Raw genomic sequence first — 17,094 nt, forward strand, 5'->3', positions numbered from 1 at the left:
CCGCGGACGGCTTTCGATGCGCGTGAGGGGCGTACCCGGTACCTGGTACGCCCCTCGCGCATGTGCGCGGGTCTCAACAACCCGTCACACAGATGTCAGTTGTGGCCGAAGCTGCGCTTCCGCTTGCGGGACGCCACGTCACCGGGGGTCAGCTCGGCCTCGGTCTGGGGCTCCGCCTCGGTCGCCGGGCTGCGGTCCGCACGCTGCCCGCGCTCGGTCGGACGCTGCTGCTTACGGTCACGGTTCTTGTTCTTGGCCATGGTGATGCCTCCTGTGGGGGATCTAGGGGCCAGGGCCGGGACCAGATTCACACAGGCCGACAACGATCGCATGTCGGACAATTACCCTGCGTGACAGGGGGAGTCGGAGCAGGCCGGAGCGAAACGCCACGCCGAAGATCGAGTTCCCGCCGTTAACCTCCGCGCCGTCGGGCAGACTCGAAGCAAGCCCGAAGCAAACCTCCCGGGAAGAGGGTGAGTCGTGTGGACCGCTGCATCGTCCTGGTGGACGCGGGGTATCTGCTGGGGGCAGCGGCGAGTCTCCTCGCCGGGGAGCCCTCACGATCCCGCATCACCGTCGATCACACCGCCCTCATCCAGGGGCTGCGCGAACGCGCCGAGTCGGACACACAGCAGCCGCTGCTGCGGATCTACTGGTTCGACGGCGCCCCCGACCGGGTCCCGCAGCCCGAGCACCGCAGGCTGCGCGTGATGCCCCGGGTCACCGTCCGGCTGGGCGCGCTGACCCGCAGCGACGGCCGCTGGGCGCAGAAGGGCGTGGACGCCGCCATGCATGCCGAGCTCACCGAGCTGGCCCGCAACCGCGCCTGCTCCGACGTCGTCCTCGTCACGGGCGACGGCGACCTGCTGCCCGGCATGATGGCCGCCAAGGAGCACGGCGTCGCCGTCCACCTGTGGGCCGTGCAGGCCGCCGACGGCGACTACAACCAGTCCGAGGACCTGGTCGCCGAGGCCGACGAGCGGCGCGTCCTGGACCGGACCTGGATCACCAAGGCCGTCCGCGCCAAGGAGCACACCGGCGTGTGCGCCCCGCAGCCCGCGCCCCGGCCCGAGATCGCCGCGATCCTCTCCGCCCCGCTGCCCGAGTCCGCGCTCGCCGCCGCGGCCGAGCGCCCCGCCCCGCAGCCCCAGCACCCCGCGGCCGGCCCCGGGCACAACGGCGCGGAGGAACGGGCGCCCGCCCCCAAAGGCGTCCCCACGCCCAAAGACCTGGCCGCCCTGCGCGCCCCAGGCCCCCAGTCCGCCCAGCACCCCGCCTCCGCCACCCTCCGGTGGTCCTCCGACAAGGGCTGGGTCGACCGGCCCACGGCCGAGCCCCCCGAGGCCGCCTCGATGCCGACGCTCGCCCAGCTGACCACGGCCGAACAGCGGTGGGCCGACCGTGAGGAGGACATCACCACGGTCGGCGGCGACCCCTACGAGGTGGGGCAGGTCTTCGCCCGGCGCTGGGTCGAGCGCCTCGGCGACCAGAGCCACCTCCAGAAACTGTCCGGGATGTACCCGCGCATCCCGCACCGCGTCGACGGCGAGCTGCTGCGCTACGCCGCCCGCTTCGGCCTGCTCGCCCACAAGGACGACCAGATCGACGAGCGGGACCGGTACGCCATCCGGGCCGGCTTCTGGAAGGAGATCGGCGTGCGCACGGGAGTGGAGCACGCGCCGGTCGGGGAATGAGGACTTTGCCGACGGATTTCCCGTTGTGGACCGACCCGAGAGCGGACCGGGGCGGTCGACCCCGTAGTCTCGTCCCTTGTGAGTAAGCGCGCGGCACAGGCATTTCGGCACGATGGTGACGTCGTGTGCGCGGTGCGCGGGCTGACCAAGACCTATCCGGCCGTACGCGGCCGGCGCGGCGCGCCCGGAACACCCGAGGTCCGCGCCACGGACGACGTGACGCTGGACATCCGGCGCGGCGAGATCTTCGGCCTGCTCGGGCCGAACGGTGCCGGCAAGTCCACCCTCGTGCGGCAGCTCACCGGGCTGATGCGCCCCGACCGCGGCAGCGTGGAGATCCTCGGGCACGACATCGTGCGCCACCCGGAGCGGGCCGCGCGGATCCTCGCCTACCTGGGGCAGGAATCCACCGCCCTCGACGAGCTGACCGTGTCGCTCGCCGCCGAGACCACCGGGCGGCTGCGCGGCCTGGACGTCCGGCGGGCGCGGGCCGAGCGGGACGACGTGCTCGACGAGCTGGGGCTCGCCCCGCTCGCCGGGCGGCCGCTGAAGAAGCTCTCCGGAGGCCAGCGGCGCCTGGCGTGCTTCGCCGCGGCGCTGGTGGGGGAGCGGCCGCTGCTCGTGCTCGACGAGCCGACCACCGGCATGGACCCGGTGGCGCGGCGGGCCGTGTGGTCCGCCGTCGACCGGCGGCGGGCCGAGCGCGGGACGACCGTGCTGCTCGTCACCCACAACGTCATCGAGGCCGAGACCGTGCTCGACCGGGTGGCCGTCCTCGACCGGGGGCGGGTGATCGCCTGCGACACCCCGGCCGGGCTCAAGGAACAGGTCGCCGGCGAGGTGCGGGTCGACCTGGTGTGGCGGGACGCGCCGCCGCTGCACGTCCCCGAGGTGGCCGCGCTGCGGGACCGCGCCGTGGAGTCGGGGCGCCTGTGGACGCTCCGGCTCGGACCCGAGGAGGCCCGGGCGGTCGTCGCCACCGTCACCGGAGGGGCCGCCTTCGCCGCCCTGGACGATTTCACGCTGGCCACGCCGAGCCTGGAGGACGTGTACCTGGCCCTGGGCGGTGCCGTGCAGCAGGGGCTGGTGAAGGCGTGAGGAGCACCGAAGCCTTGAGCGCGCGGGCCGCCGCGTACGTAGTGAACAGGGCGACTGCCGCAGTGGACCCGACGAAGGGGAGCAGCGCGACGTGAGTGTCGTACCCGCCGATGTCCTGCCGGGCGGTGCCGTGGCCGTGGACGAGCCCGCCGCGGGCGCGGCCGAGCTCGGGCCTCGGGCGCGGCTGTGGCCGTCGCTGGCGGCCGTGTACCGGGCGCAGCTGTCCCGGGCGCGGGTCGCGCGGATCCCGCTGCTGTTCGTGGCGACCTTCCAGTCGATCGGGATCATGATCCTGATGCGCGGGGTCGTGGACGACGGGGCGGAGGCGCAGGCCGTGGTCGCCGGGTCGTCCGTGCTGGTGGTGGCCTTCGTCGCACTCAACCTGCTCGCGCAGTACTTCGGGCAGCTGCGGGCCAGTGGCGGGCTCGACCACTACGCGACGCTGCCGGTACCGCCGGCGGCGGTGGTGCTGGGCGCGGCGGGCGCGTACGCGTCGTTCACCGTGCCGGGGACCGTCGTGACGGCGGTGTTCGGCTGTGTGCTGTTCGGGTTGCCGCTGGCCCATCTGTGGGTCCTGCTGGCCGTGATCCCGCTGGCGGGCGCCGCGCTCGCCGGGCTGGGGGCGGCGCTCGGGCTGCTCGCGCCCCGGCCGGAGCTGGCCACGCTGCTCGGGCAGCTGGGCATGTCGGCGGCGCTGCTGCTGGGCGTGCTGCCGGCCGAGCGGATGCCGGAGGCGGTGCGTTTCACGCGGGACCTGCTGCCGTCGACGTACGGCGTCGAGGCCTTCGCGCGGACGTTCGGGCCGCATCCCGACTGGGCCTTCGTGCTCGGTGACCTCGCCGTGTGCGGGTGCGTGGGTGTCGTCTCGCTGGGCGTGGCGACCTGGGCGTACCGCCGGGCGGCCGTCCGGTGAGCGGGGAGGGATCGTCCGGTGACGCGGGGTACAGGCGGGCCTGGCACGATGGCAGGGTGACCGCACCACTGAATCCACCACCACCGCCGCATGAACGTTCCGCACAGGATTCGTGGCAGCCGCCGGGCGCCGGGTCCGGGGCTCCGGCTCCCGGGTCCCAGCATGCCGAGTACGCCGGGCACGGCTGGTACGGACAGGACGGTCCCGGCATGAAGACGGAACTGCGGGAGGCCGGCGTCGTCGCCGTGGCGGTGGCGCTCGGCGGGGTGCTGCTGGGTGTGCTGTGGTGGTGGCTCGCGCCGCACGTGCCGCTGGTCGGTGACGTGGCCCAGGGGAACTGGGTCGTCTACCTCAAGGACACCGAGGGGGAGCAGGCCGTCGGGGTCGACGGCACGTTCGCGCTGCTCGGGCTGGCCTTCGGGTTCGTCAGCGCCCTGGTCGTGTTTCTGCTGCGGCGGCGCGGGGGTGTGCCGCTGGTGGTGGGGCTGGCCGTCGGGGGGCTGCTCGGGTCGTTGCTGGCCTGGCGGATCGGGGTGTGGCTCGGGCCTGCGGAGGACGTGGTCGCGCATGCGCGGGAAGTGGGGCGGGGGGTGACGTTCTCCGCGCCGCTGAAGTTGGGGGCGAAGGGGGCGTTGCTGGCCTGGCCGCTTGCGGCGTTGGTGGTGCATCTCGGGTTGACGGCGTTGTTCGGGCCTCGGGACCCGGAGCCGGAGCTCTCGGACGGGCCGTATCAGGCACCGCCGGTTGCGTAGTGCTCGGCGTCGGTGCTGAGGGCGGGTGGGCGCAGCTAAGCGCAGCTAAGCGGAGCTACGGGCGGCCGATCGGGGCCAGGACCGCGTCGGTCAGCTTCGCCAAGTCCTCCGGAGCGAGCTCCACCTCCAGGCCCCTCCGGCCGGCCGAGACGCAGATCGTCGGGTGGGCGGATGCCGATGCGTCGAGGACCGTCGGGAGCTTTTTGCGCTGGCCCAGGGGCGAGATGCCGCCCCTGACGTAGCCCGTCGTGCGTTCCGCCAGGGTCGGGTCGGCCATGGTCGCGCGTTTGCCGCCCACCGCCGCTGCCAGGGCCTTCAGGTCGAGTTGGCCCGCCACCGGGACCACCGCGACCGTCAGCGCGCCGTCGACGTCCGCCACCAGGGTCTTGAAGACGCGGTCGGGTGAGACGCCCATCGCCTCGGCCGCCTCCTCGCCGTAGGAGGGGTGGGCGGGGTCGTGGTCGTAGGAGTGCACCGTGAACTCCACGCCCGCCGCCGTCAGGGCGACCGTCGCCGGGGTGCCGCCCGCCTGCTGCTGCTTCTTCGACTTCTTCGCCATTGCCGTCCGCTTCAGTTGAGACTCGTCGGGCCGCGCGTCAGCTCCGACGCCGGCAACGACGGCAGATTACGGATGATGGCCGTCTCGGAGCGAAGGAGTTTCAGCTCGTCCCGCAGGCGGGAAGCCGTGTCGGGGGCCTGGAGCAGGCGTTGCTTGGTGGGGGTGTCCAGCATCATGGCCGCGGCCACCAGGTACGACACCACACCCGGCTCGTCGGGCAGGTCGGCGCCGGTGGTCAGGGACCGTTCCCGCGCGCCCGCCAGCCGCTTCTGGTACTGGCGGAAGGACCGCAGCACCCCTTCGGCCAACGGCGCCGCCTCGTCGCCGGGTTCCTCCGGCAGGGGCTCCAGCTCGGCCGTCAGGAACGGACCCGACTCCTCGACCGACAGCAGCCGCACCCGGGTCGTGCCGGTCGCCAGCACCTCGAAGGAGCCGTCGGTCCGCTCCCGGATCGTCGCCGCGTCCGCGATGCAGCCCACCTTGTGGAACGCCTTGGCCGGGTCCGTGCCGAAGCCCGCGGCGGGCCCCCGCTCGGGCAGCGACGTGGGGTCGGGCATGCCGGGCGCGCTGGGGGCCACTTCGTGGCCGTCGCGGATCGCCACGACGGCGAACCGGCGCGGCTCGTCCTCCGGCGTCTTCAGCAGTTCGCGCATCATGGCGCGATACCGCTCCTCGAAGACGTTGAGCGGGAGCACGAGCCCCGGGAACAGCACCGAGTTCAGGGGGAAGAGGGGGAGCCGGACGGTGGTCACGACGCAAAAGCCTAATGGTCGCCGGGGCGGACTCGTCCGCCCCGTTCACTCCGTGGATGCCCGGGCGGCCGGCCGGCTGCTGCGGACCGGATGTCGTCGCGTACCCGCAGGAAGTGGCCGAGCGGGTCGTCCGACACCTGGTCCCAGGGGAACGAGGTGGCGTACGGGCCGTTCAGGCGCAGCTGTTCCTGGGCGTCCGGCCAGCGTTCCAGGCACACCAGGACGAAGACGAGCAGGTTCCGCATCCGGGCCGGCCAGGGGTCGGCCGCCGGCAGGCGCGGGGACAGCGCGATCGCCCGGTCGGCGGCCGCGTCCAGCCGCTCGCGCGGCAGCTCGGGCCCGCAGCCGTCGGTGAGGTAGCCGAAGGCCGCCCGCAGCGGCAGTGCCTGGACGAGCGCGTCGGCGGGCGCGTCCTGCGCGGCCCGATCGGCGAAGTCGAAGCACTCCTGGTGCGAGCCGTGCCAGGACGCGGCCAGATAGCGCAGGGCCGACTCGTGGCAGCCGTAGTGGTGCGGCGCGCGGCGGACCGCCGCAGCCCACAGTTGCTCGAAGTAGGTGTGTCCGGCCTGGGCGCCGCGCGCGTGGTCCAGCGCGAGCCGCCAGGGCACCGGGTCGCCGTGGTCGCCCCGGGCGGCGGCCGTGATCAGCGGGCTCACCTCGCGCAGCATCTCGGCCCGGGCCGGCGACTGCCAGGCGCGGTCCACGGCCAGCTGGGCCCGGAGCAGCAGCGCGTCCGGGTCGTGGGGGGCGGTGGCGAGCCAGGCGTCCAGCCAGTCGGGGCGCGAGCGGGCGAAGGCGGCCAGCCGGGTGATGTACCGGTCGCGCCGCTCCCACTCGGCCGCCGCCCGGGTGGCCTGGAGCAGCCCGGAGGCCGGTCCGTGGTCGCCGCGGGCGGCCGCGACCAGCGCCGGACTGAGCCGTGCGTCGGGCGCGTCGAGCAGCACCTCGTCGTCGGGGCGCGGCCCGCCGACGGGGTGGGAGGCGGTCCTAGTCATCCGGCCCGGGCGGATGAACGGCAGCTGCATGGCCATGGTGCCGACCATTGAAAGTCCGCTGGTCACGGCGGCGCCAGATGGTTCGGTGAACTCGCGGAAAGTTGTACGCCCCAAGGTCAAGAGAAGGTAAAAGTGTGACAGTTCAACAACGGCGGTCACACCAGCATCATCAGTTGCGCCGCAGCAAGCGCGTCGCCCCCGCCGCCACCGTCGTCGCCAGGATCCAGCCCAGCAGGATCATCGCCGTCGCCAGCCACTGCCAGCCCCCGCGCAACTGCCAGAAGCCCACCTGGCCCAGGTCGATGACCGGCAGCAGCAGATCGAGTGTGAACAGCGTGGGGTTCCACTCCGGATGCTCACCGCGCTTCAGCGGCGGATGCCCGGCCTGTGCGAAGGCGAGCGAGCCCGCCGCCCACAGCACCGCCATCCACACCGCGGCCCGGCCCGGCCGGTACCCGTAGGCGACCGCCCAGTCCTGCGCGTAGCCCCACAGCTTGGCGGCCGGCGGCAGGCCCTCCCGGTGCCGGCGCTGTTTGGCGAGCAGCACCTCGCGGGCGTCCTCGTCCTCCCCGCCGGCCCGCAGCACGGCCGCGAGCCGCTCGTACGGCTCCGGGTTGTACTCGGCGGTCGCCGCCGCCACCCACTCCAGCCGCTCGGCCAGCGGGAACGGCCCGCGCGGCACGAGGTTCTCGTAGGTGAAGCCGCCCATGTGCAGCCGCCCCGGGCCGGGCCAGGCGTCCGCCCGGTCCATCAGGTTGACGATCTTCGCCCCCGAGAGCACGACCCGCCCGCGGGCGGGATGCTCGCCGAGGAACCGCAGCTCCGGCGTCTGCACCCGGCGCAGCGACAGCTCCTGGTCGTCGGTGAGGGTGAATCTGGCCCGCTCGAAGTCGACCGCGTCGCCGAACCGCCCGTCGTCCAGCCGGATCCCGCCCTCGCACGAGAACCGCTGGATCCGCGTCCCGCGCGCCGGGGTCATCCCGCTCATCGCCTGGGCGCCGACGCCCGCCGGGGTCAGATACAGGCTGCGCTCGACGGTCAGCTGCGGGGCGTTGAGGGCGAGCCGCTCGTACGGGTTGGCCAGGCGGGCGCCGCGCAGGCTCAGGGAGACGCCGACGGTGGCGGCGCGCAGGCTCAGCTCGCCGTGCGACTCCAGCAGCTCGGCCTGTAAGTCCTGGCCGACGGTCAGGCCGTCCGCGGCGATCGACCGGCCGCTGCGGTCCCGGTGCACGATCGCCTGGTTGAGCATCAGGTCCGTGCCGATCTGCGCGTCCGTGAGCCGGATGCCGCGGTGGAAGCGGCAGCGCGGCAGGTGCAGATCGCCCTCCGTCTGCACCCGGGCCGCCTCCAGCCGCGGCACCGAGCAGTCCACCATCCGTACGGTCGTGAAGCGGGCCTCCGGCAGCAGTACGTCCTGCTCGAACCGGCACTGGCGCATCTCGACGTACGGCACCACCGTGCCGCCCGCGAGGTCCAGCGAGCCGCTGATCAGCACGCCGGCCAGCTTCAGCGACGACACACGGCCGGCCAGGGCGGGCGGGCCGTCCAGGAGCAGCCAGCAGACGATCCGGGCCCGCACGGTCCGGTCCTCGTCCCACGGGTGGCCGCCGTGCGGATCGTCCACCACCGGGTCACCGCTGCTCAGGTCGTACACGCTGCCGTTGCGGAACGCCTGCCACATTCCGGCCTCGGCCGCGGTCAGGTCGTCGGGCAGTTCCCCGGCGCGCACGCCGGCCCCCTCGGTCACGTCTCTTCCTTCCTCCCCGGATACTCGCGGGTCAGATGCCTCGTACACCTGTTCATGCCCGCTGAGTGACGGCCCGAACGCGAAAAGTGAAGGGGATCTTCCGGGTGTGGTCGGCGGTCTGTATCAGCCATTGATACGAGCGAACGGCGCGTCATTCGGGTCTGAGAGAATTGAGCACGTGATCTCCCGAATCGATCTGCGCGGCGACGCCCTTCCCGAGGGCCCCGCCCTGCGTGACCTGCTGCCCCGAGCCGAGTTCGACGTGTCGGCCGCCCTGGAGAAGGTGCGTCCGATCTGCGAGGACGTGCATCATCGGGGCGACGCGGCGCTGATCGAGTTCGCCGAGCGGTTCGACGGGGTCAGGCTCGACCAGGTGCGGGTCCCGGCCGCCGCGCTCACGCGCGCGCTGGAGGAACTCGACCCGGCCGTGCGCGCGGCCCTGGAGGAGTCCATCCGGCGCGCCCGGACCGTCCACCGCGAGCAGCGCCGCAGCACGCACACCACGCAGGTGGTGCCCGGCGGCACGGTGACCGAGAAGTGGGTTCCGGTCGAGCGGGTCGGGCTGTACGCGCCCGGCGGCCGGTCCGTGTATCCGTCCTCCGTGGTCATGAACGTCGTGCCCGCGCAGGAGGCCGGCGTCGAGTCCATCGCGCTCGCCTCCCCGGCCCAGGCCGAGTTCCACGGGCTGCCGCACCCGACCATCCTCGCCGCCTGCGCCCTGCTCGGCGTCGAAGAGGTCTACGCCGCCGGGGGCGCCACCGCCGTCGCGATGTTCGCGTACGGCACGGAATCCTGCCCGCCCGCCGACATGGTCACCGGCCCCGGCAACATCTGGGTCGCCGCCGCCAAGCGCTACTTCACGGGCCGGATCGGCATCGACGCCGAGGCCGGCCCGACCGAGATCGCGGTCCTGGCCGACGAGACGGCCGACCCGGTGCACGTGGCCTCCGACCTGATCAGTCAGGCCGAGCACGACCCGCTGGCCGCCGCCGTCCTCGTCACGGACTCCGCCGACCTCGCGGACGCCGTGGAGAAGGAGCTGGAGCCGCAGGTCGCGGCCACCAAGCACGTCGACGACCGGATCGTCCCGGCGCTGTCCGGAAAGCAGTCCGCGATCGTCCTGGTCGACGGCATCGACGAGGGCCTGAAGGTGGTCGACGCGTACGGCGCCGAGCACCTGGAGATCCAGACGGCCGACGCCGCCGCCGTGGCCGACCGCGTCAAGAACGCCGGCGCGATCTTCATCGGCCCCTGGGCCCCGGTCTCCCTCGGCGACTACGCGGCCGGCTCCAACCACGTCCTGCCCACCGGCGGCTGCGCCTGCCACTCCTCCGGCCTGTCCGTCCAGTCCTTCCTGCGCGGCATCCACATCGTCGACTACACGCAGGACGCGCTGGCCGAGGTGGCGCACCACGTGGTCACGCTGGCGGAGGCGGAAGACCTGCCCGCACACGGCGCGGCGATCAAGGCCAGGTTCGGCTGGAAGGTACCCGAGAGCAAGTGAGCGACGTACGCATCGACGATCTGCCCGTACGGGACGAACTGCGCGGCAAGTCCCCCTACGGCGCGCCCCAGCTGGACGTCCCCGTACGGCTGAACACCAACGAGAACCCCTACCCGCTGCCCGAGCCGCTGGTCGAGCGCATCGCCGAGCGGGTCCGAGAGGCGGCCCGCAACCTCAACCGCTACCCCGACCGGGACGCGGTCGAACTGCGCACGAAGCTCGCCGAGTACCTGACGGACACCTCCGGACACGAGGTCGGCCTCGCCAACGTCTGGGCCGCCAACGGCTCCAACGAGGTCATCCAGCAGCTGCTCCAGACCTTCGGCGGGCCCGGCCGCAGCGCGATCGGCTTCGAGCCGTCGTACTCGATGCACGGGCTCATCGCGCGCGGCACCGGCACGGGCTGGATCTCCGGCCCCCGCAACGAGGACTTCACGATCGATGTCCCGGCCGCCGAGAAGGCGATCGCCGAGCACCGGCCCGACGTCGTCTTCGTCACCACTCCCAACAACCCCACGGGCAACGCGGTCCCGCCCGAGACGGTCCTCGCGCTCTACGAGGCCGCGCAGGCGGCGAAACCGTCGATGGTGGTCGTGGACGAGGCGTACATCGAGTTCAGCCACGGCGACTCGCTGCTGCCGCTGCTCGACGGGCGCCCGAACCTCGTCATCTCCCGCACGATGTCCAAGGCGTTCGGCGCGGCGGGCCTGCGCCTCGGCTACCTCGCCGCGCACCCGGCCGTCGTCGACGCCGTCCAGCTCGTTCGGCTGCCCTACCACCTGTCGGCCGTCACCCAGGCGACGGCCCTGGCCGCCCTGGAGCACACCGGCACGCTGCTGGGCTACGTCGAGCAGCTCAAGGCCGAGCGGGACCGCCTGGTGCGCGAACTGCGCGCCACCGGCTACGACGTCGTCGAGTCCGACGCCAACTTCGTGCAGTTCGGCAGGTTCGAGGACGCGCACACGGCCTGGCAGAAGATCCTCGACCGGGGCGTCCTGGTCCGGGACAACGGCATCCCCGGGTGGCTGCGGGTGTCGGCCGGCACCCCCGAAGAGAACGACGCGTTCCTCGACGCGGTCCGTGAACTGAAGAAGGAGCAGAGCACATGAGCCGCGTGGGACGCGTGGAGCGAGTCACCAAGGAGACGTCGGTGCTCGTCGAGATCGGCCTCGACGGGTCCGGAAAGGTCGATGTGTCGACAGGCGTCGGCTTCTACGACCACATGCTCGACCAGCTCGGCCGGCACGGTCTGTTCGACCTGACCGTGAAGACCGAGGGCGATCTGCACATCGACTCGCACCACACCATCGAGGACACCGCCCTCGCCCTCGGCGCCGCCTTCAAGCAGGCCCTCGGCGACAAGGTCGGCATCTACCGCTTCGGCAACTGCACGGTCCCGCTGGACGAGTCCCTCGCCCAGGTCACCGTCGACCTGTCCGGCCGCCCCTACCTCGTGCACACCGAGCCCGAGAAGATGGCGCCGATGATCGGCGAGTACGACACCACCATGACCCGGCACATCCTGGAGTCCTTCGTGGCCCAGGCCCAGATCGCGCTGCACGTGCACGTGCCCTACGGGCGCAACGCGCACCACATCGTCGAGTGCCAGTTCAAGGCGCTGGCCCGGGCCCTGCGCTACGCCTCCGAACGCGACCCGCGCGCGGCCGGCATCCTCCCCTCCACGAAGGGCGCCCTGTGAACGGCATCTCGACCCTGCTGATCGTCGTCGGCCTGTTCCTCGTCGGCGGGATCTACTCCTTCGTCAAGCAGAAGATGCCCAAGGGCCTGATCGTGCTGCTCTCCATCGGCGCCGCGATGTGCCTGGCGGCCGGTGTCGTGAGGCTGGAGGTGTGGAATTGAGCGCCCCATCGAGCGCCCCCTCGAAGAAGCAGAAGAAGGTAGTCGTCTTCGACTACGGCTTCGGCAACGTCCGCTCCGCCGAGCGAGCCCTCGCGCGCGCGGGAGCCGACGTCGAGATAACGCGTGACTACGACAAGGCCCTGAACGCCGACGGGCTGCTCGTGCCCGGCGTCGGCGCCTTCGCCTCCTGCATGAAGGGCCTGCGCGAGGCACGCGGCGACTGGATCGTCGACCGCCGGCTGTCCGGCGGGCGCCCGGTCATGGGCATCTGCGTCGGCATGCAGATCCTCTTCGCCCGCGGCATCGAACACGGCGTGGAGACCGAGGGCCTAGACGAGTGGCCCGGCTCGGTCGAGCCGCTCCAGGCCGAGATCGTGCCCCACATGGGCTGGAACACCGTGGACGCGGCGCCCGGCTCGCAGCTGTTCGCCGGCCTGGACGCGGACGCGCGCTTCTACTTCGTGCACTCCTACGCCGTCCACGACTGGTCGCTGGAGACCCACAACCCGGCGATGGAGGCCCCCAAGGTCACCTGGTCCACGCACGGCAAGCCGTTCGTCGCGGCCGTCGAGAACGGCGCCCTGTGGGCCACGCAGTTCCACCCCGAGAAGTCCGGCGACGCCGGAGCCCAGCTCCTCACCAACTGGATCGGAACACTGTGAGCAAGCTCGAACTCCTCCCCGCCGTCGACGTCCGCGACGGCCAGGCGGTGCGCCTGGTGCACGGCGAGTCCGGAACGGAGACCTCCTACGGCTCGCCCCTGGAGGCCGCCCTCGCCTGGCAGCGGTCCGGCGCCGAGTGGCTGCACCTGGTCGACCTGGACGCCGCGTTCGGCACCGGCGACAACCGCGAGCTGATCGCCGAGGTCGCCAAGGCGATGGACATCAAGGTGGAGCTGTCCGGCGGCATCCGCGACGACGACACCCTCGCCGCCGCCCTGGCCACCGGCTGCACCCGCGTGAACCTGGGCACGGCCGCCCTGGAGACCCCCGAGTGGGTCGCCAAGGTCATCGCCGAGCACGGCGACAAGATCGCGGTCGGACTGGACGTCCGCGGCACCACCCTGCGCGGCCGCGGCTGGACCCGCGACGGCGGCGACCTCTACGAGACGCTGGAGCGCCTCAACAAGGAGGGCTGCGCGCGGTACGTCGTCACGGACATCGCGAAGGACGGCACGCTCCAGGGCCCGAACCTGGAACTGCTGCGCAATGTGTGCGCCGCGACGGACCGCCCTGTCGTGGCCTCCGGCGGCGTGTCCTCGCTGGACGACCTCCGGGCCATCGCCGGCCTCGTGCCGCTCGGTGTCGAGGGCGCGATCGTAGGGAAGGCGCTGTACGCGAAGGCGTTCACCCTGGAAGAGGCATTGGAGACTGTGTCGTCATGAGCGATGCCGTACGGCGCGTGCAGAGCGGAAGTCCCTGGGAAGAGAGTTTCGGTTTCGCGCGCGCCGTGGCGGCGGGCGATCGGGTGCTGGTGGCGGGCACGACACCCTTCAAGGGCGATGTGCTGTACGGGGAGGGCGATCCGTACGAGCAGGCCAAGGCGGCCTTCACCAGCGCCCTCGAGGCGATCGGCGAGTTCGGGCTCGGCATCGGGTCCGTGGTCCGTACGCGGATGTACCTGGCCCACTCGCGCGACCTCGACGAGGTGGGCCGGGCCCACAAGGAGCTGTTCGACTCCGTGCGCCCGGTCGCGACCTTCCTCGTCGTGGAGGGCTTCGTCGACCCGCGCGTCCTGGTGTCGGTGGAACTAGAGGCATTCAGAGGAACGGTGGATTCATGACCCTGGCGGTCCGAGTCATCCCCTGCCTGGACGTGGACAACGGCCGGGTCGTCAAGGGCGTCAACTTCCAGAACCTGCGCGACGCGGGCGACCCCGTCGAGATGGCCAAGGTGTACGACGCCGAGGGCGCCGACGAGCTGACGTTCCTGGACATCACCGCCTCGTCGGGCAACCGCGAGACGACGTACGACGTGGTGCGCCGCACGGCCGAGCAGGTGTTCATCCCGCTCACGGTCGGCGGCGGGGTGCGCACCGCCGAGGACGTGGACAAGCTGCTGCGGGCCGGCGCGGACAAGGTCGGCGTCAACACGGCCGCGATCGCCCGCCCGGAGCTGATCCGGGAGATCGCGGAACGCTTCGGCCGCCAGGTCCTGGTCCTGTCGGTGGACGCGCGCCGCACCGAGTCCGGCTCCTTCGAGGTGACCACCCACGGCGGCCGTCGCGGCACCGGCATCGACGCCGTCGAGTGGGCGCACCAGGCCGCGGAGCTGGGCGCCGGCGAGATCCTGCTCAACTCCATGGACGCGGACGGCACCAAGGACGGCTACGACCTGGAGATGATCCAGGCAGTGCGGGGGCACGTGACCGTCCCGGTCATCGCCTCGGGCGGCGCGGGCAAGCTGGCCGACTTCCCGCCGGCCATCGCGGCGGGCGCGGACGCCGTGCTGGCCGCGTCGGTGTTCCACTTCGGGGACCTGCGCATCGGCCAGGTCAAGGAGACGCTGCGGGAGGCGGGTCACCCGGTGCGGTGACCCGCGTGTCGGGAGCCCCGGCCGCGTGCTGCGGCCGGGGCCTCCTCATGCCCGGGGTTTCCTCACGGCCCCTCAGATCCCGAGCTGCTTCGTCTCGTGCAGCTTCGCGATCGCGTCCTCGTCGCCGTCCAGCTCGACCTTGGCCTCGCTCTGCCGGCCGTAGGAGAACAGCACCAGCTCGGAGGGCTCACCCGTCACCGTGACCACCGGCGCGCCCCGGTGGGCGACGACCGTCTGGCCGTCCGGACGGCGCAGCACCAGGCCCGTCGGGACGCCCCGCCCCATCAGCCGGGCGGTGCGCTCCAGCCGGGACCACAGGGCGTCCTGGAAGACCGGGTCGAGCTCGCGCGGCGACCAGTCGGGCTGGGCGCGCCGGACGTCCTCCGTGTGGACGTAGAACTCGATGATGTTCGACATCTCGTCGACCTGCTTGAGCGAGAAGGGCGAGAAACGCGGCGGCCCCGTACGGATCAGCTGGATCAGCTCCTCGTACGGCTTGTCGGTGTACTCCGCCATCACCCGGTCCAGGCGCGGCGCGAGCTGCTTGATCAGTATCCCGCCGGCGGCGTCCGGGCGGCGCTCCCGCACGACCACGTGCGCCGCGAGGTCCCGGGTCGTCCAGCCCTCGCACAGGGTGGGCGCGTCCGGGCCCGCGGTCTCCAACAGATCGGCGAGGAGAAGTCGTTCGCGCTTGGCATGGGTCGACATGCCGCCCAGCCTACGACCGGCCGTCGGGTCCGCCCAGTGGACACTCCACCTGCTCCGTCAGTGGCGCCCGGCACAATGGACGGCATGACCAGCACGCCCAGCCGTCTCGACCCGGAGATCGCCGCCCGCCTCAAGCGCAGCGCCGACGGCCTCCTGCCCGCCATCGCCCAGCAGTACGACACCGGAGAGGTGCTGATGCTCGGCTGGATGGACGACGAGGCGCTGCACCGCACCCTGACCACCGGCCGGTGCACGTACTGGTCCCGCAGCCGCCAGGAGTACTGGGTCAAGGGCGACACCTCCGGCCACTTCCAGTGGGTGAAGTCCGTCGCCCTCGACTGCGACGCCGACACCGTCCTGGTGAAGGTCGACCAGGTCGGCGCCGCCTGCCACACCGGCGCGCGCACCTGCTTCGACCAGGACGTGCTCCTCAAGGACGGCGGCTCCGACGCCCCCGCCTCGGATCAGTAAGGTCAGCGGCCATGGACCTCGAGACGTTCCGCAAGCTCGCCACCGACCGGCGGGTCATCCCGGTCACCCGCAAACTCCTCGCCGACGGCGACACCCCGGTGGCGCTCTACCGCAAGCTGGCCGCCGAGCGCCCGGGCACCTTCCTGCTGGAGTCCGCGGAGAACGGCCGCTCGTGGTCCCGGTACTCCTTCGTGGGCGTGCGGTCGGCGGCCACGCTGACCGAGCGCGACGGGCAGGCCCACTGGCTCGGCGCCCCGCCCGTCGGCGTCCCCGTCGACGGCGACCCCCTCGCCGCCCTGCGCGCCACCATCGAGGCCCTGCACACGCCCCACCAGGACGGCCTGCCGCCGTTCACCGGCGGCATGGTCGGCTACCTCGGCTACGACATCGTCCGCCGCCTGGAGAAGATCGGCCCGGGCGAGCGCGACGACCTGAAGCTGCCCGAGCTGACCATGCTGCTCACCAGCGACCTGGCCGTCATGGACCACTGGGAGGGCTCGGTCCTGCTGATCGCCAACGCGATCAACCACAACGACCTGGAGACCGGCGTCGACGAGGCCTACGCGGACGCCGTGGCCCGGCTCGACGCCATGGAGGCCGACCTCTCCCGCGCGGTCGCGCAGCCCCCGGCCGCGCTCCCGCCCTCCGAGCTCCCCGAGTACACGGCGCTGTGGGGCGGCCCCGACTTCCAGGAGGCCGTCGAGGACATCAAGGAACGCATCCGGGCCGGCGAGGCCTTCCAGGTGGTCCCCTCCCAGCGCTTCGAGACGCCGTGCACGGCGAGCGCGCTGGACGTCTACCGGGTCCTGCGGGCCACCAACCCGTCCCCGTACATGTACCTGTTCCGCTTCGACGGGTTCGACGTCGTCGGCTCGTCCCCCGAGGCCCTGGTCAAGGTCGAGGACGGACGCGCCATGGTCCACCCCATCGCCGGCACCCGCTGGCGCGGCGCCACCCCGCAGGAGGACCAGGCCCTCGCCGACGAACTGCTCGCCGACCCCAAGGAGCGCGCCGAGCACCTCATGCTCGTCGACCTGGGCCGCAACGACCTGGGGCGGGTCTGTGAGCCCGGCTCGGTCGAGGTCGTCGACTTCATGTCCGTCGAGCGGTACTCGCACGTGATGCACATCGTCTCGACCGTGACAGGCCGCGTGGCGGCCGGGCGCACGGCCTTCGACGTCCTCACCGCCTGCTTCCCGGCCGGCACCCTCTCGGGCGCCCCGAAGCCCCGCGCCATGCAGATCATCGACGAACTCGAACCCTCCCGGCGCGGGCTCTACGGCGGCTGCGTCGGCTACCTCGACTTCGCCGGCGACTCCGACACCGCCATCGCCATCCGCACCGCCCTCCTGCGCGACGGAACCGCGTACGTGCAGGCCGGCGCGGGCATCGTCGCCGACTCCGACCCGGTCGCCGAGGACACCGAGTGCCGCAACAAGGCGGCGGCGGTCCTCAGGGCCGTACACACGGCGAACCGGCTGGGAAAGGCCTGAGATGAACCCCCGGG

The 17,094-nt window shown here is 72.4% G+C and carries 20 protein-coding genes; 14 read left to right on the forward strand and 6 right to left on the reverse strand.

All coding sequences use genetic code 11. The features are described from left to right. Nucleotides 1-95: 95 nt before the first annotated feature. Nucleotides 96-260: a hypothetical protein gene (locus GTY47_RS00405; protein WP_231911184.1), complete on the reverse strand. Its 165-nt coding sequence runs from the start codon at nt 258-260 to the stop codon at nt 96-98. A 222-nt stretch (nt 261-482) separates the two neighbouring features. On the opposite strand from GTY47_RS00405, the gene GTY47_RS00410 reads away from it, so the two are divergent. The 4 genes from GTY47_RS00410 to GTY47_RS00425 all read left to right on the forward strand — a co-directional run bounded on the left by GTY47_RS00410 (nt 483) and on the right by GTY47_RS00425 (nt 4,457). Further along, entirely contained in the window at nt 483-1,694 is a 1,212-nt protein-coding gene (locus tag GTY47_RS00410; RefSeq protein WP_010039398.1) for an NYN domain-containing protein, read from the forward strand. A 123-nt stretch (nt 1,695-1,817) separates the two neighbouring features. Next, nucleotides 1,818-2,792, forward strand: a complete 975-nt coding sequence (locus GTY47_RS00415; protein ID WP_010039399.1) for an ABC transporter ATP-binding protein — start codon at nt 1,818-1,820, stop codon at nt 2,790-2,792. Nucleotides 2,793-2,883: 91 nt separating this feature from the next. Then, nucleotides 2,884-3,705, forward strand: a complete 822-nt coding sequence (locus tag GTY47_RS00420) for an ABC transporter permease (protein WP_010039401.1) — start codon at nt 2,884-2,886, stop codon at nt 3,703-3,705. 56 nt (nt 3,706-3,761) lie between these two features. Beyond that, nucleotides 3,762-4,457, forward strand: a complete 696-nt coding sequence (locus GTY47_RS00425; RefSeq protein ID WP_029181136.1) for a hypothetical protein — start codon at nt 3,762-3,764, stop codon at nt 4,455-4,457. Between the two features lie 55 nt (nt 4,458-4,512). Here the strand turns inward: GTY47_RS00425 and ybaK are convergent, their stop codons facing one another. From ybaK to GTY47_RS00445, 4 genes are all read right to left on the reverse strand, one after another. Continuing rightward, nucleotides 4,513-5,016 (reverse strand): Cys-tRNA(Pro) deacylase, encoded by a 504-nt coding sequence (gene ybaK, locus GTY47_RS00430; protein ID WP_010039404.1) that lies wholly within the window; start codon nt 5,014-5,016, stop codon nt 4,513-4,515. Between the two features lie 11 nt (nt 5,017-5,027). Then, the gene (locus GTY47_RS00435; RefSeq protein ID WP_010039405.1) at nt 5,028-5,768 is read right to left on the reverse strand and encodes an LON peptidase substrate-binding domain-containing protein; all 741 of its coding nucleotides are present in this window, start codon (nt 5,766-5,768) and stop codon (nt 5,028-5,030) included. A gap of 11 nt (nt 5,769-5,779) precedes the next feature. Then, nucleotides 5,780-6,811 (reverse strand): hypothetical protein, encoded by a 1,032-nt coding sequence (locus GTY47_RS00440; protein ID WP_010039407.1) that lies wholly within the window; start codon nt 6,809-6,811, stop codon nt 5,780-5,782. Nucleotides 6,812-6,932: 121 nt separating this feature from the next. Then, complete coding sequence (locus GTY47_RS00445; RefSeq protein WP_010039409.1) at nt 6,933-8,510, reverse strand: hypothetical protein; 1,578 nt, start codon at nt 8,508-8,510, stop codon at nt 6,933-6,935. Between the two features lie 178 nt (nt 8,511-8,688). Here GTY47_RS00445 and hisD point away from each other — a divergent pair, with 178 nt between their 5' ends. From hisD to hisF, 8 genes are read left to right on the forward strand one after another with little or no spacing between them, the layout of a single operon-like run. Next, the gene (gene hisD / locus GTY47_RS00450; protein WP_010039411.1) at nt 8,689-10,014 is read left to right on the forward strand and encodes a histidinol dehydrogenase; all 1,326 of its coding nucleotides are present in this window, start codon (nt 8,689-8,691) and stop codon (nt 10,012-10,014) included. Beyond that, on the forward strand, nt 10,011-11,123 hold the full coding sequence (locus GTY47_RS00455) for a histidinol-phosphate transaminase (protein ID WP_010039413.1): 1,113 nt from the start codon (nt 10,011-10,013) through the stop codon (nt 11,121-11,123). The genes hisD and GTY47_RS00455 overlap by 4 nt, the downstream gene beginning before the upstream one ends. Continuing rightward, a complete protein-coding gene (gene hisB / locus GTY47_RS00460; RefSeq protein WP_010039415.1) occupies nt 11,120-11,713 on the forward strand; it encodes an imidazoleglycerol-phosphate dehydratase HisB in 594 nt (197 codons plus the stop codon). Before GTY47_RS00455 ends, hisB begins: the two co-directional genes overlap by 4 nt. Next, entirely contained in the window at nt 11,710-11,874 is a 165-nt protein-coding gene (locus tag GTY47_RS40055) for a hypothetical protein (protein ID WP_010039417.1), read from the forward strand. Before hisB ends, GTY47_RS40055 begins: the two co-directional genes overlap by 4 nt. Beyond that, the gene (gene hisH / locus GTY47_RS00465; protein ID WP_010039419.1) at nt 11,871-12,536 is read left to right on the forward strand and encodes an imidazole glycerol phosphate synthase subunit HisH; all 666 of its coding nucleotides are present in this window, start codon (nt 11,871-11,873) and stop codon (nt 12,534-12,536) included. The genes GTY47_RS40055 and hisH overlap by 4 nt, the downstream gene beginning before the upstream one ends. Further along, on the forward strand, nt 12,533-13,258 hold the full coding sequence (gene priA, locus GTY47_RS00470) for a bifunctional 1-(5-phosphoribosyl)-5-((5-phosphoribosylamino)methylideneamino)imidazole-4-carboxamide isomerase/phosphoribosylanthranilate isomerase PriA (RefSeq protein ID WP_010039422.1): 726 nt from the start codon (nt 12,533-12,535) through the stop codon (nt 13,256-13,258). Before hisH ends, priA begins: the two co-directional genes overlap by 4 nt. Next, on the forward strand, nt 13,255-13,656 hold the full coding sequence (locus GTY47_RS00475; RefSeq protein WP_010039424.1) for a RidA family protein: 402 nt from the start codon (nt 13,255-13,257) through the stop codon (nt 13,654-13,656). The genes priA and GTY47_RS00475 overlap by 4 nt, the downstream gene beginning before the upstream one ends. Beyond that, on the forward strand, nt 13,653-14,408 hold the full coding sequence (hisF, locus tag GTY47_RS00480; protein WP_010039426.1) for an imidazole glycerol phosphate synthase subunit HisF: 756 nt from the start codon (nt 13,653-13,655) through the stop codon (nt 14,406-14,408). Before GTY47_RS00475 ends, hisF begins: the two co-directional genes overlap by 4 nt. 72 nt (nt 14,409-14,480) lie before the next feature. Here the strand turns inward: hisF and GTY47_RS00485 are convergent, their stop codons facing one another. Continuing rightward, entirely contained in the window at nt 14,481-15,116 is a 636-nt protein-coding gene (locus tag GTY47_RS00485; RefSeq protein WP_010039427.1) for a TIGR03085 family metal-binding protein, read from the reverse strand. Between the two features lie 84 nt (nt 15,117-15,200). Here GTY47_RS00485 and hisI point away from each other — a divergent pair, with 84 nt between their 5' ends. Both hisI and GTY47_RS00495 read left to right on the forward strand, forming a co-directional pair. Beyond that, a complete protein-coding gene (hisI, locus tag GTY47_RS00490; protein WP_010039428.1) occupies nt 15,201-15,587 on the forward strand; it encodes a phosphoribosyl-AMP cyclohydrolase in 387 nt (128 codons plus the stop codon). 11 nt (nt 15,588-15,598) lie between these two features. After that, on the forward strand, nt 15,599-17,080 hold the full coding sequence (locus tag GTY47_RS00495) for an anthranilate synthase component I (RefSeq protein ID WP_010039429.1): 1,482 nt from the start codon (nt 15,599-15,601) through the stop codon (nt 17,078-17,080). Nucleotides 17,081-17,094: the final 14 nt, after the last annotated feature.

Source organism: Streptomyces sp. SID5464, from assembly GCF_009862985.1.
GTDB lineage: Bacteria > Actinomycetota > Actinomycetes > Streptomycetales > Streptomycetaceae > Streptomyces > Streptomyces chartreusis_D.

What these genes read in the sequence shown, in the direction of transcription:
- GTY47_RS00405 (WP_231911184.1), bottom strand. Translation starts at nt 260, where the DNA reads ATGGCCAAGAACAAGAACCGTGACCGTAAGCAGCAGCGTCCGACCGAG.
- ybaK (WP_010039404.1), bottom strand. Translation starts at nt 5,016, where the DNA reads ATGGCGAAGAAGTCGAAGAAGCAGCAGCAGGCGGGCGGCACCCCGGCG.
- GTY47_RS00440 (WP_010039407.1), bottom strand. Translation starts at nt 6,811, where the DNA reads ATGGTCGGCACCATGGCCATGCAGCTGCCGTTCATCCGCCCGGGCCGG.
- hisB (WP_010039415.1), top strand. Translation starts at nt 11,120, where the DNA reads ATGAGCCGCGTGGGACGCGTGGAGCGAGTCACCAAGGAGACGTCGGTG.
- GTY47_RS00475 (WP_010039424.1), top strand. Translation starts at nt 13,255, where the DNA reads ATGAGCGATGCCGTACGGCGCGTGCAGAGCGGAAGTCCCTGGGAAGAG.
- hisF (WP_010039426.1), top strand. Translation starts at nt 13,653, where the DNA reads ATGACCCTGGCGGTCCGAGTCATCCCCTGCCTGGACGTGGACAACGGC.
- GTY47_RS00485 (WP_010039427.1), bottom strand. Translation starts at nt 15,116, where the DNA reads ATGTCGACCCATGCCAAGCGCGAACGACTTCTCCTCGCCGATCTGTTG.
- hisI (WP_010039428.1), top strand. Translation starts at nt 15,201, where the DNA reads ATGACCAGCACGCCCAGCCGTCTCGACCCGGAGATCGCCGCCCGCCTC.
- GTY47_RS00495 (WP_010039429.1), top strand. Translation starts at nt 15,599, where the DNA reads ATGGACCTCGAGACGTTCCGCAAGCTCGCCACCGACCGGCGGGTCATC.